Genomic DNA, 23,600 nt, shown 5'->3' with positions numbered 1-23,600 from the left:
GGTGTCGCCTCTACAGTCCGGGGTCGTGAGCAGCGCCGCGCCCGTCGAGGACGAGACCACCCGGACGCGCAGGCTCCCCGGCGCCGCGGTCGCCGCCGCTGCCGTGTTCGTCGTCGTGGTGGGCGTCGTGGGGTGGCGGCTGGCCGAGGGCGGCACGGTGCTGCACCTGCTGGGCGGCTACGTGCTCCGCGGCGCGTTCGGCGTGGTGGTGACCCCGCAGACCGTGCTGCCGGTGCTGGTGGGGGTCGCCGGCGTGCTGTGGGGACCGGGGTTCGCTGCCCGCCTGCGCTGGGGGGTGCTGCTCCTCGGCTCGACCGCGGCCGCAGCGCTGTGGACGGTCACCCTGGCCCTGTCCAGCGGCTGGCACCGGCTGCCCGAGCCCCTCGCGGTGCGCTACGAGTACCCCTTCGACGTCCCCCGGGTCGGGTCGATACCCCAGTTCCTGTCCACGTTCACCGACTTCGTGCCCGCCGACTCCGCCGACCCGTGGACCACCCACGTGGCCGGCCACCCGCCGGGTGCGCTGCTGTCCTTCGTGCTGCTGGACCGGCTCGGGCTCTCCGGGCTCGGGTGGGACGCTGCGCTGTGCATCGTCGGCGGCGTGCTGGCGGTGCCCGCGGTGCTGGTCACCGTGCGCGCGGTGACCGACGAGGCCCGCGCCCGGGTGGTGGCGCCGTTCCTCGTGCTGGCGCCGTTGGCGCTGTGGGTGGCCACCAGCGCCGACGCGCTCTTCGCCGGTGTCTCGGCGTGGGGCGTCGCCGGGCTCGCGACGGCGGCGGTGTCGACCGGCTGGCGGCGGGACGTGCGGGCGCTGTTGGGCGGGCTGCTGCTGGGTGCCGCGCTCTTCCTGTCCTTCGGGCTGACCGCCCTCGGGCTGGTGGCGCTGGTCGTCGTCCTGGTGCACCGGCGGGCGCTGGGCTGGGGCGGCGTCGTCCGGGTGCTCGGGGTTGGTGCGGTGGGCGTGCTGCTCGTGGTCGGGGCGTACGCCCTGGGCGGCTACTGGTGGCTCGACGGCTTCCACGCCGCCGGCGACCGGGTGCGCTCGGGCCCCTCCTACGCCAACCGGCCACTGGGCTTCTTCGTCTTCTCCAACCTGGCGGCCGGCCTGCTCGCCGTCGGCCCGGCCGCCGTCGCCGGCCTGGCCTCGTTGCGCCGCCACCGGCTGGCGCTGCTCGCCCTGGCCGCGCTCGTCGGCATCCTGGCCAGCGACGCCACCGGGCTCGTGCGCGGGGAGACCGAGCGGATCTGGCTGCCGTTCTACGTCTGGGTGCTGACCGCGACCGCGTTCCTCCCTCCCCGTCAGCGCCGGCTGTGGCTCGCGGCCGGTGTCGTGCTGGCGATCGCGATCGAGGTGACCGTCCGCACCGAGTGGTGACCGTCCCCGGGTGACCGCGGAGCAGGATGGCGCCGTGAGTCGTCGCGGCTGGGGCCTGTTCGTCGTGATGAGCGTCATCTGGGGCGTGCCGTACCTGCTGATCAAGGTCGCGGTGGGCGAGCTGGACCCGGTGCTCGTCGTCTTCGGGCGGTGCGTGCTGGGCGCGGCGATCCTGCTGCCCTGGGTGCTCGCCCGCGGTCAGCTGCGCGGGATCACCCGGTACTGGAAGCCGCTGCTGGCGTTCACCGTGCTGGAGATGACCGGCCCGTGGCTGCTGCTGTCGATCGCGGAGCAGACGCTGTCCTCCTCGCTGACCGGGCTGCTCGTGGCCACCGTCCCGTTCGTCGCCGCGCTGGCGGGGCGGCTGGTGGGGGAGGAGGAGCGGCTGTCCCCGGTGCGGATCGGCGGGATGGTGCTGGGCGTCATCGGGATCGCCACGCTGCTGGGCCTGGACGTCGCGGGTGCCCAGTGGCTCGCCCTGGGTGCCGTCGTCCTCACCGTGATCGGCTACGGGACGGCGCCGTTGATCATCAGCCGGCAGCTGTCGGCGGTGTCCGGGGTGGCCGCGAGCGCGGTGGCGCTGTCGATCACCACCGTGGTCTACGCCCCCTTCGCGCTGCCCCGGCTCGACCAGGTCGGCGCGGCGTCGGGGCGGGCGCTGCTCGCGGTCGCCGCGCTCGGGGTGGTGTGCACGGCCCTGGCCCTGGCGCTGTTCTTCGCCCTCATCCGGGAGGTCGGCCCGCAGCGGGCGTTGGTGATCACCTTCGTCAACCCGGCGGTCGCGGTGCTGCTGGGCGTGCTCCTGCTGGGGGAGCCGTTCACCCTCGGGATCGCCGTGGGGCTGCCGCTGGTGCTGGTGGGCTGCGTGCTCGCGACCCGGCGGACCCGCGTCACCGACCCGGTGGCCGCGGCCTGACCCGCCGTCAGGCGGCCCGGGACGCGGCGGCGTCCTCCCGTTCGGCGTCCTCCCGTTCGGCTCGCCGACGTCGGCGCAGGGCAGCGCGATTGCCCAGCACCGTGCCGACCACGTGCCGCAGGTCCATCCGCTCGCCGTTCGCCCGCCAGTAGGGCGGCAGGGGCACCGGTCCGGGTCCCGCCCGCTCCGGGGAGGCGTCGCCGTCCGTGGGCAGCCAGACCCCCGTGCCGTCCTGCAGGTGCGCCCGCAGACCGTCCGGGCCGCGTTCCACGGTGAGGTCGAGGTCGTGCACCAGCCCGTGGCACCGGTCGCACAGCAGGACGAGGTTCTCCACGTCGGTGCGGCCGCCGAGGAGCCACGGCACGACGTGGTGGGCGTGCAGCCGCTCGGGCCGGGTCTCCGCGCAGCCCGGCCGGGCACAGCCGCCGTCGCGCAGCAGCAGGGCCCGCCGTTGTGCACGGCTGGCGTACCTCCGGCGGCGTCCACAGGCCAGCACCTGCTCGCCCTCGACGAGGACGGTGGTGACCGCCGCGTCGCAGGCCAGGCGCCGCGCCTGGGCTGCGCTGAGCGAGGCGACCCCGTCGAGGGCCGCCTGCCCCGCGGCGAGGTCGGCGGCGAGCACCGCGGCGTCGACCCGCACCAGGACCTCCCGCGGGGCCGGGTCGCCGGGCCGGGTGTCGACCGTCGCGACCCCGGCCCGCAGCAGGTCGAGCAGGGCGTCGGTGCGGGCGACGGTCACCCGGGCGCGGCGGACCCGGTCGGCCTCCCGGGTGTTCTCGGACGACCTCTCCTGGCCGCGGGCGGCGACCCGGTCGCGCCGGGTCAGGACCTCGGCGCGGTTCTCCACCACGGCCACCACCTCGGCGGCGTCCTCGGCCGACAGGCGCAGCCGCAGGCTCACGCTGCCGTCGCCCTCGTCGTGCCAGTCGAAGCGCTGCTCCCACCGGCGTGGGGGAGCGTCCGGGTCGGCGCCCTCGGGCCACCACGCCGCCCACACCGCGGCAGCAGCCGCCCGGCCTGCCTCGTCGCCCTCGTCGTCGTCCCCGCCGGCCGCGATCGCGGCACCGCGGGCAGCGGACCGGGTCCGGTCGGCCTGGGCCCGGGCGGCGTCGGTGGTGGCCTCGTCGGCGCGGCGCCAGCCGGCCACCACCCGTTCCAGCTGGGCCGCGGTGCAGGTGGCGGCCACCTCGAGAAGCCCGGCCTCGGTGTCGGTGTCGGCCACCCGGGCGATGGCCCGGGCCTTGGCGTAGGAGATGCGTCCCGCGCTCAGCTCGCGGGCGGTGCCGGGCAGGCCGGGGAGCGCGCGGGCCGTGCGGACGTGGTCGCGCGCCGTGCCCGGGGCCATCCCGCACTGCCAGGACAGCCACTGCGCACACGAGGTCACCCCCGGTACCGCCCAGCCCTCGCGGCGGTCGAACTCGGCGACCAGCAGCAACCACGCCCCCGTCGCGGCCGAGATCGCCACCGCTCCGGCGCAGAGTCGGACCGCCAGCTCCGGCAGCGGGAGGGCGTCGTCGTCCGGCCGGTCGGTGGCGCAGTTCATCGCACGGACCGTGGCCGGGTCTGTCGTCGTGGACACGGGGACCCCTCTCGCTCGTCGAACACCTGATCGAAGAGTGGCACCGGGGTACGACAGAACCGGCGCGGGGTGTTTCCGCGGAAACACCCCGCCGAGGGTCAGGGCTGCTGCGGGGCGGCCCGGAGGGTGGCGGTGGCGAACTCGCGCATGCCGTCCTCGAAGGCGACGGCGGCCTGGTAGCCGAGCTCGACGCGGGCCCGTTCGGGGCTGGCGACGACGTGCCGCACGTCCCCGATCCGGTACTGCCCGGTGACCTGGGCGTCCGGCCCGCCGAACGCGGTGGCCAGCGCGCGGGCCATGTCCCCGACGGTGTGCGGCACCCCGCTGGCCACGTTGTACGTGCGCAACGTGGACTCCTCCGGCGGGTGCTCCAGGGACCGCAGGTTGGCCTGGGCGACATCGGTGACGTGCACGAAGTCGCGCATCTGGCCGCCGTCCTCGTAGACCTGCGGCGCCCGCCCGGACTCCAGCGACGACCGGAAGATCGACGCGACGCCGGCGTAGAAGGTGTCGCGCGGCATCCGCGGGCCGTAGACGTTGTGGTACCTCAGCCCGACCGCGGTGCCACCGGTGGAGCGCGCCCAGGCCGAGGCGAGGTGCTCCTGGGCGAGCTTGGTCGCGGCGTAGGTGTTGCGCGGGTCGGTGGGGGTCTCCTCGCCCACCTCGCCCCAGGCCAGCTGCTCCCCGCAGACCGGGCAGGGCGGGTCGAACCGTCCGGCGTCCAGGTCGGCCTTACGGCGCGGCGCAGCGGGGACGACGCCGTGCACCGCGCACTCGTAGCGGCCCTCGCCGTAGACCACCATCGAGCTGGCCATGACCAGCTGACCGACGTCGGCGCGGGCCATCCCGGCCAGCAGCACCGCCGTCCCCAGGTCGTTGATGCCGGCGTAGAGCGGCATGTCCTGCACGTCGATGCCCAGCCCGACCATCGCGGCCTGGTGGTTGACCGCGTCCACCCCGGCCAGCACCCGGTCGACGGTGCCGGGGTCGCGGACGTCCCCCACGACCAGTTCGACGCCGTCCAGTCCGGGTGGGCCGTCGGGGTAGGCGGGGTGGACGGCGGGCAGCAGGGCGTCGAGGACCCGCACCTCGTGTCCGGCCTCGAGGTGGGCGGCGACGACGTGCGAGCCGATGAACCCGGCCCCACCGGTGACGAGGATGCGCATGGGCGCCGACGCTAGCCTCGGCCCCGTGGAGCTGCAGCGGTGCGCCTGGGCCACGAGTGCGCCCGACTACGTCGCCTACCACGACGAGGAGTGGGGCGTCCCGGTCCGCGGGGACGACGCCCTGTTCGAGCGGGTGTGCCTGGAGGCGTTCCAGTCCGGGCTGTCCTGGATCACGATCCTGCGCAAGCGGCCGGCGTTCCGGGCCGCGTTCGCCGGCTTCTCCATCGACGCGGTGGCCGACTTCACCGACGCGGACGTCGAGCGGCTGATGGCCGACGCCGGGATCGTCCGCAACCGGGCCAAGATCGAGGCCGCCCGCCGCAACGCCCGCGCCGCCCAGCAGCTGCCCGAGGGGTTGTCGGCGCTGCTGTGGTCCTTCGCGCCGACCGGGGAGCGCCCCAACCCGGCCACCCTGGCCGACGTCCCGGCCGTCACCGCCGAGTCCACGGCCCTGGCCAAGGAGCTCAAGAAGCGCGGGTTCGCCTTCGTCGGCCCGACGACCGCCCACGCCCTCATGCAGGCCACCGGGATGGTCGACGACCACGTCGCGGACTGCTTCCGGGCGGGTGTCGCGCGTCTCGGTTGAGGGCTCATGTTGGTCTCATCCCGATCATGCGGGAGAATGGTCGGCAGCTCTGGTTCGCAGACGGAACGACAGCCACACCGCACCCAGCACGGGGCTGCGGGTGGCCGGTGAAGGAGGCACGCATGGCGGCCATGAAGCCGCGTACGGGTGAAGGTCCCCTCGAGGTCACCAAGGAGGGTCGCGGCCTGGTCATGCGCGTTCCGCTCGAAGGTGGCGGACGGCTCGTCGTCGAGCTCTCCGCCGACGAGGCAGCGGCGCTCTCCGAGGCACTCCAGGGCGCGATCAGCTGACCAGCACGACTCAGACGGCCCCGGCCGCCGGCCCCGCGCCGGCGACCGGGGCCGCTGCGTGTCCCGGGGTCGACGTCGTCGCGGCCCTGCCCCTGCTCACCGACACCGACGTGCTCGTCGTCCCGGTGGGCGCCCGTGGAGCACTGCCGTCCTGGCTGGTCGACGCGGCCGACCCCGTCGTGGACCCCGGGTGGCTGGCCGGCGCGCTGGCCGACACCGGCAACGGCGGCCGGCCCGGGGGCATCACCAACCTGCCGGTGCCCGGACGCCGCCCCCGCTCGGTGGTGGCCGTCGGCATCGGTGACGGCACCCCCGCCGAGGTGCGCACCTGCGTCTCGATCGCCGTCCGGCGGGGTCAGACGCTGGCCGAGCACGGCGCCACCCGGCTCGTCGTCGCGCTGGACAGCGCCGCCGGACCGGCCGGACCCGAGCAGCTCCGAGCGGCCGCCGAGGCGGCCGTGCTCGCCGGGTACCGCTTCCGGGACTCCTCCGCGCCACACCCGCCGCGGCTGGCGTCGGTGCTGCTGGTCGCGTCGACCGCCGACGAGGGCGCGGTGGAGCGGGGCCGGGTGGCCGGTGGGTCCGTGGCCTGGGCCCGCGACCTGGTCGCCACCCCGCCGAACACGGCCGACCCCGCGTGGCTGGCCGACCGGGCCGTCGGCCGACTCGGCGAACTCGACCACGTGCGGACGACGGTGCTGGGCCCCCGCCAGCTGCGGGCCGGCGGCTTCGGCGGCGTGCTGGCCGTCGGCGGTGGTTCGGCGTCCGCGCCCCGGCTCGTGGTGGCGGCGTACGACCCGCCCGGTGCCGGGACCGCCCACGTGGTGCTGGTCGGCAAGGGCATCACCTTCGACACCGGCGGGATCTCGGTCAAGACCACCGCCGGCATGCGCGAGATGAAGACCGACATGGCCGGCGGCGCCGCCGTGCTCGCCGCGCTCGACGCGGCCGCGGCGCTCGGGCTGCCGGTGCGCGTCACGGCCGTGGTGCCGTTCGCGGAGAACCACCTGTCGGGGTCGGCCTACCGGCCCGGGGACGTCGTCACCCACGTCGGCGGGCGCACCACCGAGGTCCGGAACACCGACGCCGAGGGCCGGATGGTGCTGGCCGACGCGCTCGCCCACGCCCACCGCGAGCTCGCAGCGACCGCGCTCGTCGACGTCGCCACCCTCACCGGCGCGGCGAAGACCGCACTGGGCGCCCGCACCGGCGCGCTGTACGCCACCGACGACGCCCTGGCCGACGGACTGCTGGCAGCCGGGCGGGCGGCGGGGGAGCCGTGGTGGCGGATGCCGCTGGCCGAGGAGCACGTCGCCCACCTGCGGGCCCAGCTGGACTCACCCGTCGCCGACGCGAACAACGCCCCGGGCAACCCGGGCGCGACGACCGCGGCGCTGTTCCTGCAGCCGTTCACCGGCGGGCTCCCCTGGGCGCACCTCGACGTCGCCGGACCCGCCCGGGCCGGCGCCGACCACGGCGACACGGTCAAGGGCGGCACCGGGTTCGCCGTCCGGACGCTGCTGCGCTGGTTGGAGTCGGGAGCCCCCGGGGGTGGGACAGTTCCCGGGTGACCGACCAGCAGCACGGCGTCGTCTTCCCCACCGGACCGGACGGACGGCGCAGCACGGCTGCGGTCGGGCGCGCGGTGGTGGCCGACGCGCTGCGCCCGGTCGACCCCACCGGTGCGCGGGCCGCCGAGCAGGAGACCAACTGGCGCGCGGGCTACCTGCGGCACGTGCGGCGGACGACCGAGGCGGCCCTGGGCTCCCGGGACGCCGCGCTCGCGATCGCCGACGCCGGCCTGGACGCGGTGCACACCCGGATGCGCGTGGCCACCACCGGCGGCGAGGCCGACCTCCGCGAGCTGGGCACCGCCCCGGCCGGCCGCGAGCTGCACACCGAGACGGTCACCGGGACGTCCGAGCCCGAACGCGAGCTCTCCCTGCCCTTCCGGGGTGGCCGGCTGCGCGGGGAGGAGCTGACCCGGCGGATGGACGACTGGGTCGCCGCCGGGGTGGTCGAGCCCAGCTGCGCCGAGGCCGTGCGCACGGTGCAGGCCCACCCGGAGTGGCTGGCCCTGCCCGGCCGCACCGTGGCGGTGCTCGGCGCCGGTGCCGAGATGGGGCCGCTGACCGCGCTGCTGCGCTGGGGGGCCACCGTGGCGGCGGTCGACCTGCCCCGCCCGGCGATCTGGAGCCGCGTCCGGGAGACCGCCGGCCGCAGCGCCGGGACGCTCCTTCTCCCGACCGGGGACGGCGGGGTGGGTGCCGACCTCATCGGCGAGGTCCCCGCGGTCGCCGACTGGCTCGGCGGGCTGGACGGCGTCCCCGTGCTGGGCAACTACGTCTACGCCGACGGCGCGACCAACGTGCGGGTCTCGGTCGCCGTCGACGTGCTCACCCTGCGGCTGCAGGCGCTGCGCCCGGACCTGGCGCTGGGGTTCCTGGCCACCCCCACCGACGTGTTCGCCGTCCCCGGGGAGGCGGTGGCGGCCTCGGTCGCCGCCTACGCCGACCGCTCCCGGGCGGCCAAGCTGCTGGGCCGGCCGCTGCGCACCCTGTCGGGGGGCCGTCTGCTCCAGCGGGCCTACCTGCCCGGCACCGACCCGGGCATCGCCGACAGCCTGGTGCCCCAGCAGGGTCCGAACTACGCCCTGGCCAAGCGGCTGCAGCGCTGGCGGGCCACCACCGCCCGGGCCGCCGGGGCCACCGTCTCGATGAACGTCGCGCCGCCCACCCGCACCCGGTCGGTGCTGAAGAACCGCGCGCTGGCCGCGGCCTACGCCGGGGCGCACCGGTTCGGCGTCGAGGTGTTCGAACCGGCGACCTCGAACGTGCTGATGGCCGCCCTGCTCGTGCACGACCTGCACACCGCCGGCGGGCCCACCCACGACGAGCCGTGGCAGGACGAGGCGTCCGGCGCCGCACACGGCGGGCTGTGGCGGACCGCCTGGGCCCCGCGCAGCGCGCTGGGCCTGGCCGCGGTGCTGGGGCTCGGCGGTGCGCGGGGCTGACCCGGCGGCCCACCCCAGGGGGTGACGCGCCCGCTCGCCTGCTGCACCCGGGGCCCGCACCCGCCGATGGACCGGACGTGAACCCGTCCGTGCCCGCCCGGCTGCGCTCCCGGGACGCCGTCGCCGCTGCGCGCACCGCGTCCTGGGTGATGTCGGCTGCCGCCCTCGTCGTGGCCGGGTTCGCGCTCTTCGACCCGCTGACCGTGACCCCGACCCAGCAGGTCGGGTCGTGGGTGGTCGTCGTCCTGCTCGCGGTCGGGGTGGCCGCGTGCCGGTCCACCGACCCGCACCGGCTCGACCGGGCCGGGGTGCTGCTGGTCGTCCCGGCACTCGGCGTCCTGGCGGTGTCCGGGCTGAACCTGCTCACCGCGGACACCTCGGCCGCCGCGCAGTCCTTCCTGGTGCTCCCCACGCTGTGGGCCGCCGTCCAGCTGCGCACCGCCGGTGCCTGGACCGTGGCCGCGGTGGCGATCGGCTGCAACGCCGGCGTCGTGTTCCGCCTGGAGGACCCCGGCCCGGCGGTCACCGACGCCGTCTTCGTGGGGTGCGTCCTGACGGTCAGCACCCTGCTGCTCTCGCACGCCGGGGACCGGACCGAGCGGCTGCTGGCCGCACTCCGTGACCAGGCGGCGATCGACCCGCTCACCGGGCTCGTGACGCGCCGCGTGCTCGACGAGGCGATGGCCGCCGCGCTGACCGCGACCTCCGTGGGCACCGGCACCGCGCTCGTGCTGGTCGACGTGGACTCCTTCAAGTCGGTCAACGACGTGCACGGCCACCCGGTGGGGGACGACGCCCTGCGCCACCTGGCCCTCGTGCTGCGCGACGCGGTCCGTCACGGGGACGCCGTGGTCAGCCGGATGGGCGGCGACGAGCTGGCCGTGCTGCTGCCCGGCTGCACCCCCGACGTGGCCGAACGGCGGGCCGCCGACCTGGTCGCCGCCGTCCGGGCAACGCCCCTGCCGCTGCCCGACGGGACGCTGCTGCCCCTGACGGTCAGCGTCGGGGTCGCGCACGCCCCGCGCGACGCCGCGGACCTGCGCCCGCTGTACGCCGCGGCCGACGGGGCCCTCTACCGGGCGAAGCGGTCCGGCCGCGACCAGATGGCGGTCGCCGGTCCCTGACCGGTCAGGCCGGGCCCACCAGCCCGGCGACGATCTCGGCGGACAGCGCCACCAGCGGCAGCCCGCCCCCGGGGTGCGCCGAACCGCCGACCAGGAACAGCCCCGGCAGCGGCGAGGCGTTCGCCGGGCGCAGGAACGCCGCCCGCGCGCCGTTGGACGACGTCCCGTAGATCGAGCCGCCCACGCTGCCGGTGGCCCGGCCCAGGTCGGCCGGGGTGCGCACCTCGCGCCAGCGCACCCGGTCGCGCACGTCCAGCCCGCGGTCGGCGAGCACCTGCAGCACCCGGTCGGCGTAGGAGTCGGCCAGCCCGGGGGCGTCCCAGTCCACCCCGCGGCCGGGCTCGTGCCGCGGGGCGTTGACCAGCACGAACCAGGACTCGCTGTCGGCGTCGGGGCGGGTGGCCGGGTCGTCGGGGGAGCTCACGTAGACCGTCGGGTCGGCCAGGGGGCGGGGGTGGGTGAACAGCCCGTCGAACTCGGCGTCGTAGTCGGCCGGGAAGAGCACCGTGTGGTGGGCTGCGTCCGGTGTCCGCCCGCGCAGCGCGAGCAGCAGCACGAACCCCGAGGACGACGGCGTCGCCCGCGACAGGGCTGCCCGGGCCCGGCGGACGGGGGCGTCGCGGGGGAGCAGGCGGTCGTAGAGCGCGGTGGCGTCGGCGTTGGCCACCACCACGTCGGCGGGCAGCCGGGACCCGTCGGCCAGCTGCACCCCCGTCGTCCGGCCGCCCTCGACGAGCACCCGGGTGACCGCGGTGGACGTGCGGACCTCCGCACCCCGCTCGACCGCGCGGTCGGCCACGGCGAGGGCCAGCCGGCGCAGCCCGCCGCGGACGTACCAGGAGCCGAAGGCCTGCTCGACGTACGGGACGGTGGCCAGCGCGGCCGGCGCGCGGCGGGGGTCGGAGCCGGAGTAGGTGGCGTAGCGGTCCAGCAGCACCCGCAGCCGGGGGTCGGTCAGGTAGCGGGTGCCCAGCCCGCGCAGCGAGGACCACGGCGCGACGGTGCCGACGTCGGCGGTCGAGCGGGCCAGCCGGGCCAGGGTGCGGGCGCCCTCCAGCGGTGAGCGCAGGAACGGCTGCTCGGTGACCCGCCACATCTCCGCCGCCCGGTCGAGGAACGCCGCCCACTCCGGACCCAGCGCCGCGCGCACCCGCTCGAGGTCCCCGGGGACGGCGAGCCGGGTGCCGTCGGCGAACCGGTAGGACACCGCGGGGTCGAGCCGGACCAGGTCCAGGACGTCGTCCAGCGGGGCCCCGGTGGCCGCGAACAGGTCGCGGAACACCTGCGGGAGCGTGACCAGGGAGGGGCCGGTGTCGAAGCCGTGCCCGTCGCGGGCGAACCAGCCCAGCTTCCCGCCCACCTCGGGGGCCTGCTCCAGCACCGTCACCCGGTGCCCGCCGGCGGCCAGCCGCGCCGCCGCGGCCAGCCCACCGAGCCCGGCTCCCACCACCACCACACGAGCCACGCCCCCCACGGTAGGAGGGGCGCGCTCACTAGGCTGCACGGATGCCCAGCGACGTGTGGACCCCCGTCGGGCTGCGGCGTGGCACGACGACGCGCATGCACCACCGGGAGGCCGGCCACGGCGGTCGGCCCCTGGTCCTCGTCCACGGGCTCGGGATGTCCGGGCGGTCGATGAAGCCGGCGCTGCAGGTCCTGGCACGCGGTGGGCGGACGCTGGCCCCGGACCTGCCCGGCTACGGCCGCACCCGCGGCGGTGGCCGCACGCTGGGCATCGCCGGGCTGGCCGACGCGCTGGTCGGCTGGCTGGACGCCACCGGGCTGGACGACGTCGAGGGCGGGATCGACCTGGTCGGGCACTCCCTGGGCGCCCAGGTGGTGGCCGACGTGGCCCGCCGGCGTCCGGACCTGGTGCGGCACCTGGTGCTGGTCGGCCCCACCCGCGACCCCAGCGCCCCGCGGTGGTGGCAGCAGGCCGGTCGACTGGCCCTGGACGCACCGCGGGAGCGGCCCGGGCTGCTGCTCGTGGCGACCGTGGACTACCTGCGGGCGGGCCCGCTGACGATGGTGGCGGTGCTACGGCACGCGCTGCGCCGACCCGAGGAGCGCGCGATGAGCGACGTCGACGTCCCCACCCTGGTGCTGCGCGGCAGCCGGGACCCGGTCGCCGGGCAGCAGTGGTGCGAGGACCTGGCCGCGGTGCTGCCGCAGGGCCGGCTGCAGGTGCTCCCCGGCGCCGCGCACGGGCTGAACTTCTCCCGCCCCGAGGCGTTCGCCGCCGCCGTCACGGACTTCTGCCGGTGACCACGCTGCTGGGCGTGGCCTACCGCGTCGAGACCGGACTGCGTGACCTGGCCGCCCGGATCGCCCGGGGTCGCGGGTGGGTGCCGGTGGCCATCCCCTTCCCCGGCTACGGCAGCGGCGGGCGGGTGCGGGTGCTGGGCCGGGTGCTGCTGGCCCCGGCCGGCACGCACCCGGAGTCCCGGCTGCGCATCCCGGGCTGGCAGCGCTTCCTCACCCTGGAGGCCCCGCGCACCGGGGTGGACGTCGAGGTCGCCGGCGTCCGGTCGCACGTGGTCAGCGACGCCGACGGCCTGGTCGACACCGTGCTCGACGTCGCCCGCACCCTGGACGGCCGCCCCACGGTGCCCGTCCGGATGCGCACCGGCGCCCGGTCGGCCACCGCGCCGACGCACCTGTCCTCCCGGGACGCCCACCGCGGGGTGGTCTGCGACATCGACGACACGGTGATCATCACCGAGATCGCGCACCCGCTGCGGGCGGCCTACCGCACGTTCGTGCAGCGCAGCCGCAACCGCCGGGCCGTGCCCGGGATGGCCGACCTGCTGCAGGAGCTGACCCAGGGCCGCGAGCACGTGCCGGTGCTGTACCTGTCCAACGGCCCGTGGAACCTGATCGGGCCGCTGTCGGCGTTCCTCGAGCGCAACGGCTTCCCGCCCGGCCCGCTGCTGCTCACCGACTGGGGGCTGCAGCCCGACCGGTGGTTCCGGGACGGGCAGGCGCACAAGCGCGGCTCGCTGCTCCGGCTGGCCGAGGACATGCCCGGGGTCGACTGGACCCTGGTCGGGGACACCGGCGAGCACGACCCGGCGCTCTACGAGGAGTTCGCCCGGGCCCACCCCGACCGGGTCACCGAGATCCTGCTGCGCGACGTCGGCGTCGGCGGGCCGGTGGTCGGCCGGGTGGGGACGACGCCGGTGGTGCGGGCCGCGGACGGTGCCGGGCTCAGCCGCGGACGGGCGACGCTGCAGCGCTGACCAGCTCGGCCAGGGCGGCGTCGGACTCGGCCAGGGCGCCCCGGTCGTGGGTGCTGGAGGAGGCGACCAGCTCGGCTGCCCCGGTGCGGGCCACCAGCTCGGCCAGCTGCTCGGCGACGACGGCCGGGGTGCCGGCGACCGCGCCGGCCACGGTCTGCTCCACGTACCGCTGCTGCGTGGGCGTCATCGGCCCGATCGCGGCCACCGGCTCCAGGGCCGGGAAGACCCCGGTGGTGCGGGCCCGGGCCATCGCCCAGGCCTCGGGCAGCAGCAGCTCGCGGGCCTGCGCGTCGGAGTCGGCGACCAGCACGTCCAGGCTCACCGCCACCCAGGGCTCCGCTGCCTGCGCGGAGGGCCGGAACGCCTGCCGGTAGCGGTCCAGCGGCTCCTCCGGCGCGCGCAGCAGCGGCCCGCCGACGACGACGGGCAGCCCGAGCGCGGCGGCGACGTCCAGACCGTGCCCGGTGGCCAGCACGAAGAGCGGGACGGCGGCGGCCGGGCGGGGGTGCGCGGTGATCTCGGCCGTGCCCTCCAGGTGGGCGCGCAGCTCGGCCAGGTCGGTGGCGAAGTCGGTGTCGGCCTGCCGCAGCGCGCGGCGGACCGGGGCGGTGAACCCGGGGGAGCGGCCCACCCCCAGGTCGACCCGGCCCGGGGCGACCGCGGCCAGGGTGGCGAACTGCTCGGCGACGACCAGCGGCTGGTGGTGCGGCAGCATGACGCCGGCCGAGCCCAGCCGGATCGTCGTCGTCCGGCCGGCGAGCACGGCCAGCAGCACCGCCGGCGCCGACCCGGCCACCCCGGGGACGCCGTGGTGCTCGGCCACCCAGAACCGGTCGTAGCCCAGCTGCTCGGCGCGCACCGCCCGCTCCAGGGTGTGCCCGATGGCGGTCGCGTCGCTCGCGCCCACCCGGGTGCGGGTGCGGTCCAGCAGGGAGAGCGCGACGTCCATGGCGGGTGCAACGCCGGTCGGCCCCCCGGGGAGTCCCGGACGCGGTAGGAAGGACGGGTGAGCCGAGTCAACGACGTGGGCGGTGCGATCGGGTTCCCGGCGGTCGTGGAGGAACCGGACGAACCGCGCTTCCACCACGACTGGGAGGCCCACGTGGTCGCGCTGAACGGGGCGCTCATCCGCCGCGGCGTCTACAACCTGGACGAGTTCCGGGACGCCCAGGAGCGGCTGCCGGTCGAGCAGTTCCGCAGCTCGGGCTACTACGAGCGCTGGTTCGCCGCGATCAACACGCTGCTGGTCGAGAAGGGCGTCTGCTCGCCCGGGGAGCTGGCGCCGTGACCTTCGCCCCCGGGGACACCGTGCGGGCCCGGACCGTCGACGTCGCCTGGCACACCCGGCTGCCCGGCTACGCCCGCGGCGCCCGCGGGGTGGTCGTCGAGGTCGCCGGGGCGCACCCGCTGGCCGACGACCGGGCCCGCGGCCTGGACGTGCCGGCCCAGCCGGTCTACCACGTGCGGTTCGCCGCCCGGGAGCTGTTCGGCGAGGGCGACCACTCGGTCGTCGTCGAGCTGTGGCACGACCACCTGGAGGGGCCCGGATGAGCGCCGACCACGCCAGCTCCACGATCTCCGCGGAGGTCCGGCACCTCGAGGCGCTGCTGGAGGCCCGCGGTCTGCTCGACCCCGGGGAGATCGACACCCGGATCGACGAGTTCGCCGCCGGCGGCACCCCGGCCAACGGCGCCCGGGTCGTCGCCCGTGCCTGGACCGACGACGGCTTCCGCGCCCGGCTGCTCGCCGACGCCAACGCCGCGTTGCTCGAGGTCGGCCTGTCGATGGCCGGGGGACTGCAGGAGCAGCGGCTGAAGGTGGTCGCCAACAGCGCCGACGAGCACCACGTGCTGGTCTGCACCCTCTGCAGCTGCTACCCGATCGCCCTGCTGGGGCCCTCGCCGTCCTGGTACAAGTCCGAGGCCTACCGCTCCCGGGTCGTCCGCGACCCGCGGTCGGTGCTGGCGGAGTTCGGCGTCGAGCTGCCCGCCGACACCCGCATCTCGGTCTGGGACGCCTCCGCGGAGTCGCGCTACCTGGTGCTGCCCCGCCGGCCCGAGGGCACCGCGGACCTCACCGAGGAGGCCCTCGCCGGGCTGGTCACCCGCAAGGGCCTCATCGGCACGGCACTGGTCTAACCGCGCGCGGCCAGCACCCGGGCGTAGACGTCGACGGTCTGCCGGGCGATCGCCGGCCAGCCGAACTCGGCCAGCACGCGCTCGCGGCCGGCGGCACCCATCCGGGCGGCCCGGTCGGGGTCGGCGAGCAGCTCGGCCATCCGGGCGGCCAGGCCGGCGGCGAACGCGACCGGGTCGGCCTCGTCGTAGGGCACCAGCAGCCCGGTCCGGCCGTCGTCGACGACCTCGGGGATGCCCCCGACGGCCGACGCCACCACGGCGGTGCCGCAGGCCGCAGCCTCCAGGTTCACGATCCCGAGCGGCTCGTACACCGAGGGGACGACGAACACCGTCGCCCCGGTGATCAGCGGGACGAGCTTCTCCCGCGGCAGCATCTCCTCGATCCAGACCACCCCGGTGCGCCGGGCCTGCAGCTCGGCGACCGCGTCGGCGACCTGCTGGCGCTCGGCCGGGGTGTCCGCGGCGCCGGCGCACAGCACCAGGCCGGCGTCCTCGGGCAGCTGCTCGGCGGCGGCCAGCAGGTGCACCAGGCCCTTCTGGCGGGTGATCCGGCCGACGAACAGCGCGTAGGGCCGGGCCGGGTCCACGCCCACCGAGCGGACGACGTCGTCGTCCGGCGTGGGCCGGTAGGCCTGGGCGTCGACGCCGTTGCCCACCACGAGGACCTTCGCCGGGTCGAGGTCGGGGTAGGCGTCCAGCACGTCGGTGCGCATCCCGTTGCTGACCGCGACCACGGCGTCGGCGGCGAGGTAGGCGGTGCGCTCGACCCAGCTGGAGAGCCGGTAGCCCCCGCCCAGCTGCTCGGCCTTCCACGGCCGGCGCGGCTCGAGGGAGTGCGCGGTGACCACGTGCGGGATGCCGTGCACGAGCGAGGCCAGCTGCCCGGCGTGGTTGGCGTACCAGGTGTGGGAGTGCACGAGGTCGGCCCCGGCCAGCGCCGCGGCGATCTCGACGTCCACCCCGACCGCCTGCAGCGCGCCGTTGGCGTCGGCCAGCCCGGCCGGGACGGCGTGCGCGGTGGCGTCGGAGCGGGGACCGCCGAAGCAGTGCACGTCCAGTTCCGGTCCGTCGGGCAGCTCCCGCATCGCGGCCACGAGGTGCTCGACGTGGACGCCGGCACCCCCGTAGACGTCCGGCGGCCATTCCCGGGTGACGACTCCCACGCGCATGCGGCAGACCCTAGAGCGGGGGTGGACGGACGCGCAGCGCGGTCGGTGCGACGACCGGGTGCGCACGGGTGCGTCCCGGGCATTAGGTTGATCACATGCGTGGCAGCCCGCGGGTCCTCGGCATCGTCCTCGCCGGTGGAGAGGGCAAACGACTCTCCCCGCTGACCCAGGACCGGGCCAAGCCCGCCGTCCCGTTCGGCGGCAACTACCGGTTGATCGACTTCGTGCTGTCCAACCTGGTGAACGCCGAGATCCGGCAGATCGCCGTGCTCACCCAGTACAAGAGCCACTCACTGGACCGGCACATCACCACCACGTGGCGGATGAGCAGCCTGCTGGGCAACTACGTCACCCCGGTGCCCGCCCAGCAGCGCCTGGGCCCGCGCTGGTTCACCGGCAGTGCCGACGCGATCTTCCAGTCGCTGAACCTCATCTACGACGCCCGCCCGGAGATCGTCGTCGTCTTCGGTGCCGACCACGTCTACCGCATGGACCCCTCGCAGATGATCGACCAGCACCTGCAGACCGGGGCCGGCGTCACCGTCGCCGGGCTGCGCGTGCCGCGCCACGAGGCCACCGAGTTCGGCGTCATCGACGCCACCGCCGAGGGCAAGGTGAAGAGCTTCCTGGAGAAGCCGGCCGACCCGCCCGGCCTGCCCGACAGCCCCGAGGAGAGCTTCGCCTCGATGGGCAACTACGTCTTCACCACCGACGCGCTGCTCGAGGCCCTGCGGGCCGACGCCGAGGACGAGTCCTCGGTGCACGACATGGGCGGGTCGATCATGCCGATGCTGGCCGACAAGGGCGAGGCCTGGGTCTACGACTTCTCCACCAACGTCGTCCCCGGCGCCACCGACCGCGACCACGGCTACTGGCGCGACGTGGGGACGATGGACTCCTACTACGACGCGCACATGGACCTGCGTTCGGTCACCCCGGTCTTCAACCTCTACAACGACCGGTGGCCGATCTACACGCTGCCCCCGCAGCTCCCGCCGGCCAAGTTCGTCCTGGGCGGCCGCGCCGAGGACTCCATGGTCAGCGCCGGGGTCATCGTCGGCGGCGGGTCCGTGCGTGGCTCGGTGCTCAGCCCCGGCGTGCGCGTGGACCGGGCCAGCACCGTCGAGGACAGCGTGCTGATGGACGGCGTGCACATCGGTGAGGGCGCGGTCGTCCGGCGGGCGATCCTGGACAAGAACGTCGTCGTCCCGCCGTGGGCCCGGATCGGGGTGGACCTCGAGGAGGACCGCACCCGGTACCACGTCAGCGCGGGCGGGGTCACCGTCCTGGGCAAGGGCGCCCGCGCGATCGTGTGAGCGCGCCCCTGGTGGTCACCCTGCTCCTCGCCGAGGAGGCGCAGGGCCGCTTCGACCGGCTGCGCGAGCAGCACTTCCCGGCCGACCGGAACCACCTGGCCGCCCACGTCACGCTGTTCCACGCGGTGCCCGGTGAGCACCTGGACCGGGTCACCGCCGACCTCGGGACGACGGCCGACCGGGCACCGTTCGACGTCGAGGTCACCGGGTTGCGGCTGCTCGGTCGCGGCGTCGCCTACGACCTCGCCGCCCCCGAGCTGACCGCGCTGCGGGCGGACCTGGCCCGGTCCTGGGCGCCGTGGCTCACCCGCCAGGACGCCTCGTGGAAGCACGCGCACGTCACGGTGCAGAACAAGGTGCGACCCGAGCAGGCGAAGGCCCTGTACGACGACCTGGCCGCCTCGTTCGCCCCCGAGCGGGTGCCCGCGGTCGGGTTGGGGCTCTGGCGCTACCTGGGCGGCCCGTGGGAGCCGGTGGAGCGCTTCGCCTTCTAGTCCGCGCGCTTGGTGGCCACGAGCAGGCCCGCGCCGACCGGGACGACGGCACACACCAGCGCCTCGTCGTCCTTCACGCCGCGCACCATCTCCCGCCAGGCGACCGTCTGCGGGTCGCGCTGCTTGCGGTCCCCGACGTGGGACTCGGAGATCCCGTGCAGCACCAGCGAGCCGCCCGGGCGCACCAGGCCCAGCAGCGCCGGCAGCTGCTTGGAGTACTCCGCCGGCGGGCCGGCGCAGGTGACGATGTCGTAGGCCTCGGTCGACAGCCGGGGGAGCACCTCGCCGACGGTGCCGAAGATCAGCCGGGTCCGTCCGTTGGCGATGCCCGCGTCGGCGAAGGTCCGGCGGGCCGCGCGCAGCTCGGTGGGGTCGGCGTCCAACGCGGTGAGGACGCCGTCGGGTCGCATGCCCTGCAGCAGCCAGAGCGCGGCGACCCCGCCCCCGCCGCCGATGGTGACCACCGAGCGGGCACCCGCGGTGGCGGCGAGCACGGCCAGCGTGGCGCCCACGGCGGGCTCGACGGGGGGCACCGTGCCCAGCGCGCCGACCGCGGCGGCGGCCCGGTGGCGGGCGGCGACCAGCGCGGGGGACTCGGCGGCGAAGGTGGCCGCGTACGCCGCGGCGTCGGTGGGGGAGCCACCCACGGGCGGCGGTCCGGCGGCGCTGGTCACCGGGCGAGGGTAGTGGACGGGCACCTGTGGGGTGTCTGTGAGCTGGGCGGACGGGGAACACCGGGGGCCTCGTCGTCCGTTGGGGCGGGTGTGCGGCTGAAGCGTGCGTCCTCGGATCCCGGCTCCACCACCCGTGTGGGCGGCACCGCCCCCCGTGGGGAGGTCGCGGGGGCCGCCGTCTGCGATCCTGGGGACGTGACCGAGCCTGCCGCCGCCGACGTCTGGGTGGCGCCCACCTGGGAACAGGTCGTCCGCGACCACTCCGCCCGGGTGTACCGGTTGGCCTACCGGCTCTCGGGCAACGCCCAGGACGCCGAGGACCTGACCCAGGAGACGTTCGTCCGGGTGTTCCGCTCGCTGGCGGACTTCACCCCGGGCACCTTCGAGGGCTGGCTGCACCGGATCACCACCAACCTCTTCCTGGACATGGTCCGGCGCCGGCAGCGGATCCGCTTCGACGCCCTGCCCGAGGACACCGAGCGGCTGCCGGGCACGGCCCCCTCGCCCGAGCAGGTCTACGCCGACACCCACCTCGACCCGCAGGTCCAGGCGGCGCTGGACGCCCTGTCCCCGGAGTTCCGGGTGGCGGTCGTGCTGTGCGACATCGAGGGCCTGACCTACGAGGAGATCTCGGCGACCCTGGGCATCAAGCTCGGCACCGTCCGCAGCCGCATCCACCGCGGCCGGGTGCAGCTGCGCGAGGCCCTGGCCCACCTGGCCCCCCAGCGCCGTCCGGTCGCGGAGGGCGCACGGTGAACGTCCCGGAGAGCCACCTCGCACAGGAGGCCATCGCCGCGCTGGTCGACGGCGAGCTCTCCGGGGGAGCCGCCGGCCGTGCGGCCCGGCACCTCACCGGCTGCCTGCAGTGCCGGCTCGCCGTCGCGGCCCAGCGGGAGGCCAAGGCCGCCCTGCACGACAGCGACGACGTGGTCGTGCCCGGTGACCTGATGTCCCGGCTGCGCGCCATCCCCTTCACCGCCGACGTGTCGGCCTCCGGTGGCTTCGGCGGGTCCACGCCGCTGTTCGCCACCTCCGACCGGGTGCTGGGCAACGGGTTCTCGGTCTCCCTGGCCCCCGACGCCGACGCCCCTGCCCGCCCGGGCCAGGCCCGGTGGCTGCGCCGCGGCGTGGCCGCCGGTCTCGCGGGGTTGGGTCTGGGCGTGGTCGCGCTGGCCGCGTCGCTGCCGGCCACCGACGCGGCCCAGGTCGCCCGGCCCGCGGTCGTCGTCGACACCGTCGAGGGGCTGTCCGAGCGCACCGAGGTCGTCCCGCCCGTCGTCCGCACCGAGACCGTGGGCGCCACCACCGAGCTCACCGGCGGGACCCCCTGAGCGAGACCCCCGAGCGGCCCGACGACGGCGGCTACGGCCGCCCCACCGGCGCCGAGGGCTCCTTCGAGCGCGGCCCGTCGGTCCCGGCACCCGCCCGCCGCGCCCCGGAGCCCGCCCCGGAGCAGCGGACGGCGTTCGGCCGCCCCGACCAGGTCGAGGGGTCCTTCGCCGAGGACCGCCCCACGCCGCGCCCCCGACCGCTGCCCGCCCCGCCGCCGGAGGCCGTGCTGCGCGCCTTCGCCCCGCGCGCCGGCCAGTCCGGGATCGGCGAGCCACCCGGTGGCCGCCCCGGCCGGCGACGCACCGCCACCGGCCCGTGGTGGAAGTCCGACGCCGCCGACGACCCGTGGCGTGACCCGGCCTCCCCGGCCCGGCTCGGCGCCCCGGCCGTCTACGCCGAGGAGACCGCCGAGGACGACGGGCCGCTCGTCGTCGACCCCCGCGGCCGCCGGCGGCTGCGGCTGGGCGACGTGTCGATCCGGTTGGGCGCTCTGGCCCTGCTGGCCCTGGTCTTCGTGGCCGCCCTGGGCGGTTCGCTGGGCTGGTACCTGGGCCGGACCGCCGACGAGGAGCCGCTGCTCTCCCCGGGCACCTCGATCACCCAGGTGTCCCCGGGCATCACCCGCGAGCCGGGGTCGATCTCGGAGATCGCCGCCGCCGTCAGCCCGGCCGTGGTCTCGATCGAGGTGCGGGTCGGGGAGGCCGGCGGGTCGGGTTCCGGCGTCGTCATCGACGCCGACTCCGGCTACATCGTCACCAACAACCACGTGGTCTCCGGCGCCGACGGGGTCGAGGGCGCCGAGATCCGCGCCGTGTTCTCCGACGGCAGCGGCTCGGCGGCGACCATCGTCGGGCGTGACCCGGCCAGCGACCTCGCCGTCCTCCAGGTGGACAAGCCCGGGCTCGTGCAGGCCACCCTCGGCACGTCCGACCAGGTCGTCGTCGGGGACCCGGTCGTGGCGCTGGGCTCGCCGCTGGGTCTGGCCGGCACGGTCACCAGCGGCATCGTCAGCGCCCTGGACCGCCCGGTGCGGCTCTCCGGGCAGGGCAGTGACACCAACGCCGTGATCAACGCCGTGCAGACCGACGCCCCGATCAACCCGGGCAACTCCGGCGGTGCCCTGGTGGACGCCACCGGCGCGCTGATCGGCATCAACACCGCCATCGCCTCCCTGGGCAGCGGCTCGATCGGGCTGAGCTTCGCGATCCCGGTGGACACCGTAGACCGGATCGCCGAGCAGCTGATCAGCACCGGCACCGCCGTGCACGCCTCGCTGGGCGTCCAGGCCCGTTCGGTCACCGACGGTGCCCGGGACGGCGCGCTGGTGGTCAACGTCGAGCCCGGCAGCCCGGCCGAGCAGGCCGGCATCGTCGAGCAGGACGTCGTCATCGCCGTCGACGGTCAGCGGGTGGGCAGCAGCGAGGAGCTCGTGGTCGCCGTGGACGCCCGGTCCCCGGGCGACGTGGTCACCATCGAGGTGGTCCGCGGTGGCGGGTCCACCGAGGTGCAGGCGACCCTCACCAGGGCCTGAGCCCACGCTCAGGCGGCCTGCCTACAGTGGGTCCGACGGCTTCACGGGAGGGGGTGGCAGGTGTTCGACTCGATCGGCTGGGGCGAGATCATCGTCCTCGGGCTCGCCGCCCTGTTCATCTTCGGGCCCGAGCGGCTGCCCTCGCTGGCCAAGGACGCCGCCCAGGGGCTCAAGCGGGTCCGCGAGGCCGTGACCGGCGTGCGGGGCCAGCTGCACGACAGCCTGGGCGAGGACTTCGACCAGCTGCGTGACCTGGACCTGCGGCAGTACAACCCGCGGACGTTCATCCGGCAGCAGCTGGTGGGGGACGACGAGTCCCCGGTGCGCCGGGCGTCGGGCCCGCGGTCGGCGACCCCGGCGGCCGCCGCCGGGGCGGCAGCCGCCGCCGGTGCGAGCAGGGCGCGGGACCGCACGCGGCCCGCGCCCTACGACACCGACGCGACCTGACCTACCGTCGGACGGGCGTGAGCCCCAGCGACATGCCCGACAGCCCGCGGGAGCGCACCGCCAGGCCCTCGGCGATCTTCTCCAGCGCCTGCGCGGCCGGGGCGTCGGGCTGCGCCAGCACGATCGGTGCTCCGGCGTCCCCGGCCTCGCGCAGCCGGGTGTCCAGCGGGATCTGACCCAGCAGCGGCACACGGGCGCCCAGGGTCTTGGTCAGCGCGTCGGAGACGGCCTGGCCACCACCGGAGCCGAAGAGCTCCATCCGGGAGCCGTCGGGCAGCTCGAGCCAGGACATGTTCTCCACGACCCCGACCACCTGCTGGTGGGTCTGGGTCGCGATCGCCCCGGCGCGCTCGGCCACCTCGGCAGCGGCCTGCTGCGGGGTGGTCACCACCAGGATCTCGGCGTTCGGGACCAGCTGGGCCACCGAGATGGCGACGTCGCCGGTGCCCGGGGGGAGGTCCATGAGCAGCACGTCCAGGTCGCCCCACCAGACGTCGGCGAGGAACTGCTGCAGCGCGCGGTGCAGCATCGGGCCACGCCACACGACGGGGGTGTTGCCCGGGGTGAACATGCCGATGGAGATGACCTTCACGCCGTAGGACTGCGGCGGCATGATCATGTTCTCGACCTGGGTGGGCTTGTCGTCGACGCCCAGCATGCGGGGCACCGAGTGGCCGTAGATGTCGGCGTCCACGACGCCGACGGAGAGGCCGCGGCGGGCCAGCGAGGCGGCCAGGTTGACCGTGACGCTGGACTTGCCCACCCCGCCCTTGCCGGAGGCGACCGCGTAGACCCGGGTCAGCGAGCCCGGCTGGGCGAAGGGGATCACGGCCTCGGGTGCGTCGGTGCCGCGCACGGTCTTGCGCAGCTCGGTGCGCTGCTCGTCGTTCATCACGTCCAGGCCGACCTGCACGGTGGTCACCCCGGGCACCCGGGTGACGGCCTCGGTGACCCGGTCGGTGATGGTGTCGCGCATCGGGCAGCCGGAGACGGTCAGGTACACCTCGACCCGGACCGCGCCGGGGTCACCGCCCACGCCCAGCTGGACGTCCTTGATCATCCCGAGCTCCGGCAGCGGCCGGTTGATCTCGGGGTCCTGGACGGTGGCCAGGGCTGCGTTGACGGCGTCGAGCGCCGGCGTGCCGGTCATCGTCTCGGTCATGGCGCCACTGTACGACCGCTGTTCCGGGCCCTCCCTAGGCTGCGCGGTC

General features: G+C 76.0%; 25 protein-coding genes. 18 read left to right on the top strand and 7 right to left on the bottom strand.

What is annotated here, in order from left to right; genetic code table 11:
- Nucleotides 1-25 precede the first annotated feature (25 nt).
- Together ASG36_RS04330 and ASG36_RS04325 are read left to right on the top strand one after the other, a co-directional pair.
- A complete protein-coding gene (locus ASG36_RS04330) occupies nt 26-1,375 on the top strand; it encodes a hypothetical protein (RefSeq protein WP_055759885.1) in 1,350 nt (449 codons plus the stop codon).
- A 34-nt stretch (nt 1,376-1,409) separates the two neighbouring features.
- Nucleotides 1,410-2,291 (top strand): DMT family transporter, encoded by an 882-nt coding sequence (locus tag ASG36_RS04325; RefSeq protein ID WP_055762409.1) that lies wholly within the window; start codon nt 1,410-1,412, stop codon nt 2,289-2,291.
- Between the two features lie 7 nt (nt 2,292-2,298).
- Here ASG36_RS04325 and ASG36_RS04320 read toward each other — a convergent pair whose 3' ends face one another.
- Both ASG36_RS04320 and ASG36_RS04315 read right to left on the bottom strand, forming a co-directional pair.
- On the bottom strand, nt 2,299-3,834 hold the full coding sequence (locus tag ASG36_RS04320; protein ID WP_055759883.1) for an HNH endonuclease signature motif containing protein: 1,536 nt from the start codon (nt 3,832-3,834) through the stop codon (nt 2,299-2,301).
- Between the two features lie 134 nt (nt 3,835-3,968).
- Nucleotides 3,969-5,036: an NAD(P)-dependent oxidoreductase gene (locus ASG36_RS04315; protein ID WP_055759880.1), complete on the bottom strand. Its 1,068-nt coding sequence runs from the start codon at nt 5,034-5,036 to the stop codon at nt 3,969-3,971.
- 25 nt (nt 5,037-5,061) lie between these two features.
- Here ASG36_RS04315 and ASG36_RS04310 point away from each other — a divergent pair, with 25 nt between their 5' ends.
- From ASG36_RS04310 to ASG36_RS04295, 5 genes are all read left to right on the top strand, one after another.
- Nucleotides 5,062-5,622 (top strand): DNA-3-methyladenine glycosylase I, encoded by a 561-nt coding sequence (locus ASG36_RS04310; protein WP_304437783.1) that lies wholly within the window; start codon nt 5,062-5,064, stop codon nt 5,620-5,622.
- A 122-nt stretch (nt 5,623-5,744) separates the two neighbouring features.
- Nucleotides 5,745-5,912 (top strand): DUF3117 domain-containing protein, encoded by a 168-nt coding sequence (locus ASG36_RS21370; RefSeq protein ID WP_082522773.1) that lies wholly within the window; start codon nt 5,745-5,747, stop codon nt 5,910-5,912.
- A 110-nt stretch (nt 5,913-6,022) separates the two neighbouring features.
- The gene (locus tag ASG36_RS04305) at nt 6,023-7,483 is read left to right on the top strand and encodes a M17 family metallopeptidase (RefSeq protein ID WP_055759876.1); all 1,461 of its coding nucleotides are present in this window, start codon (nt 6,023-6,025) and stop codon (nt 7,481-7,483) included.
- On the top strand, nt 7,480-8,925 hold the full coding sequence (locus ASG36_RS04300; protein ID WP_055759873.1) for a hypothetical protein: 1,446 nt from the start codon (nt 7,480-7,482) through the stop codon (nt 8,923-8,925). Before ASG36_RS04305 ends, ASG36_RS04300 begins: the two co-directional genes overlap by 4 nt.
- A 77-nt stretch (nt 8,926-9,002) precedes the next feature.
- A complete protein-coding gene (locus tag ASG36_RS04295; protein WP_235494558.1) occupies nt 9,003-10,049 on the top strand; it encodes a GGDEF domain-containing protein in 1,047 nt (348 codons plus the stop codon).
- A 4-nt stretch (nt 10,050-10,053) separates the two neighbouring features.
- On the opposite strand, the gene ASG36_RS04290 is transcribed toward ASG36_RS04295, so the two are convergent.
- Nucleotides 10,054-11,514 carry an NAD(P)/FAD-dependent oxidoreductase gene (locus ASG36_RS04290; protein ID WP_055759870.1) on the bottom strand — a complete coding sequence of 487 codons (1,461 nt, stop codon included), beginning with the start codon at nt 11,512-11,514 and terminating at the stop codon, nt 10,054-10,056.
- A gap of 41 nt (nt 11,515-11,555) precedes the next feature.
- Here ASG36_RS04290 and ASG36_RS04285 point away from each other — a divergent pair, with 41 nt between their 5' ends.
- Entirely contained in the window at nt 11,556-12,314 is a 759-nt protein-coding gene (locus ASG36_RS04285; RefSeq protein ID WP_082522771.1) for an alpha/beta fold hydrolase, read from the top strand.
- Nucleotides 12,311-13,288, top strand: a complete 978-nt coding sequence (locus tag ASG36_RS04280) for an App1 family protein (RefSeq protein WP_055759864.1) — start codon at nt 12,311-12,313, stop codon at nt 13,286-13,288. Before ASG36_RS04285 ends, ASG36_RS04280 begins: the two co-directional genes overlap by 4 nt.
- Here ASG36_RS04280 and ASG36_RS04275 read toward each other — a convergent pair.
- Entirely contained in the window at nt 13,257-14,237 is a 981-nt protein-coding gene (locus ASG36_RS04275; RefSeq protein WP_055759860.1) for an MsnO8 family LLM class oxidoreductase, read from the bottom strand. The two genes, ASG36_RS04280 and ASG36_RS04275, sit on opposite strands and share 32 nt — an antisense overlap.
- A gap of 57 nt (nt 14,238-14,294) precedes the next feature.
- On the opposite strand from ASG36_RS04275, the gene ASG36_RS23050 reads away from it, so the two are divergent.
- The 3 genes from ASG36_RS23050 to ASG36_RS04260 are packed head-to-tail and all read left to right on the top strand — an operon-like array spanning nt 14,295 to nt 15,426.
- Complete coding sequence (locus tag ASG36_RS23050; RefSeq protein WP_055759858.1) at nt 14,295-14,576, top strand: SH3-like domain-containing protein; 282 nt, start codon at nt 14,295-14,297, stop codon at nt 14,574-14,576.
- Nucleotides 14,573-14,839: an SH3-like domain-containing protein gene (locus ASG36_RS23045; RefSeq protein WP_055759855.1), complete on the top strand. Its 267-nt coding sequence runs from the start codon at nt 14,573-14,575 to the stop codon at nt 14,837-14,839. Before ASG36_RS23050 ends, ASG36_RS23045 begins: the two co-directional genes overlap by 4 nt.
- On the top strand, nt 14,836-15,426 hold the full coding sequence (locus ASG36_RS04260) for a nitrile hydratase subunit alpha (RefSeq protein WP_055759852.1): 591 nt from the start codon (nt 14,836-14,838) through the stop codon (nt 15,424-15,426). Before ASG36_RS23045 ends, ASG36_RS04260 begins: the two co-directional genes overlap by 4 nt.
- On the opposite strand, the gene glgA is transcribed toward ASG36_RS04260, so the two are convergent.
- Nucleotides 15,423-16,595 carry a glycogen synthase gene (gene glgA, locus ASG36_RS04255; RefSeq protein ID WP_055759849.1) on the bottom strand — a complete coding sequence of 391 codons (1,173 nt, stop codon included), beginning with the start codon at nt 16,593-16,595 and terminating at the stop codon, nt 15,423-15,425. The genes ASG36_RS04260 and glgA overlap by 4 nt on opposite strands.
- A gap of 95 nt (nt 16,596-16,690) precedes the next feature.
- Here glgA and glgC point away from each other — a divergent pair, with 95 nt between their 5' ends.
- Both glgC and ASG36_RS04245 read left to right on the top strand, forming a co-directional pair.
- Nucleotides 16,691-17,911: a glucose-1-phosphate adenylyltransferase gene (gene glgC / locus ASG36_RS04250; protein ID WP_055759847.1), complete on the top strand. Its 1,221-nt coding sequence runs from the start codon at nt 16,691-16,693 to the stop codon at nt 17,909-17,911.
- The gene (locus tag ASG36_RS04245; protein WP_055759844.1) at nt 17,908-18,405 is read left to right on the top strand and encodes a 2'-5' RNA ligase family protein; all 498 of its coding nucleotides are present in this window, start codon (nt 17,908-17,910) and stop codon (nt 18,403-18,405) included. The genes glgC and ASG36_RS04245 overlap by 4 nt, the downstream gene beginning before the upstream one ends.
- Here ASG36_RS04245 and ASG36_RS04240 read toward each other — a convergent pair.
- A complete protein-coding gene (locus ASG36_RS04240; protein ID WP_055759841.1) occupies nt 18,402-19,079 on the bottom strand; it encodes an O-methyltransferase in 678 nt (225 codons plus the stop codon). The genes ASG36_RS04245 and ASG36_RS04240 overlap by 4 nt on opposite strands.
- 195 nt (nt 19,080-19,274) lie before the next feature.
- Between ASG36_RS04240 and sigE the strand changes: the two genes are divergently transcribed.
- From sigE to ASG36_RS04220, 4 genes are all read left to right on the top strand, one after another.
- Nucleotides 19,275-19,835: an RNA polymerase sigma factor SigE gene (gene sigE / locus ASG36_RS04235; RefSeq protein ID WP_055759838.1), complete on the top strand. Its 561-nt coding sequence runs from the start codon at nt 19,275-19,277 to the stop codon at nt 19,833-19,835.
- On the top strand, nt 19,832-20,410 hold the full coding sequence (locus ASG36_RS04230; RefSeq protein WP_055759835.1) for an anti-sigma factor: 579 nt from the start codon (nt 19,832-19,834) through the stop codon (nt 20,408-20,410). The genes sigE and ASG36_RS04230 overlap by 4 nt, the downstream gene beginning before the upstream one ends.
- A gap of 224 nt (nt 20,411-20,634) precedes the next feature.
- The gene (locus ASG36_RS04225; RefSeq protein WP_055759832.1) at nt 20,635-21,942 is read left to right on the top strand and encodes a S1C family serine protease; all 1,308 of its coding nucleotides are present in this window, start codon (nt 20,635-20,637) and stop codon (nt 21,940-21,942) included.
- Between the two features lie 60 nt (nt 21,943-22,002).
- Nucleotides 22,003-22,389 (top strand): twin-arginine translocase TatA/TatE family subunit, encoded by a 387-nt coding sequence (locus ASG36_RS04220; protein WP_055759829.1) that lies wholly within the window; start codon nt 22,003-22,005, stop codon nt 22,387-22,389.
- A gap of 1 nt (nt 22,390) precedes the next feature.
- On the opposite strand, the gene ASG36_RS04215 is transcribed toward ASG36_RS04220, so the two are convergent.
- Nucleotides 22,391-23,551: an Mrp/NBP35 family ATP-binding protein gene (locus tag ASG36_RS04215; protein ID WP_055759826.1), complete on the bottom strand. Its 1,161-nt coding sequence runs from the start codon at nt 23,549-23,551 to the stop codon at nt 22,391-22,393.
- Nucleotides 23,552-23,600: the final 49 nt, after the last annotated feature.

Source organism: Geodermatophilus sp. Leaf369 (assembly GCF_001424455.1).
Lineage (GTDB): Bacteria > Actinomycetota > Actinomycetes > Mycobacteriales > Geodermatophilaceae > Klenkia.
Note: the sequence above shows the minus strand (reverse complement) of the source record. Positions and strands in the feature narration are given on the sequence as shown.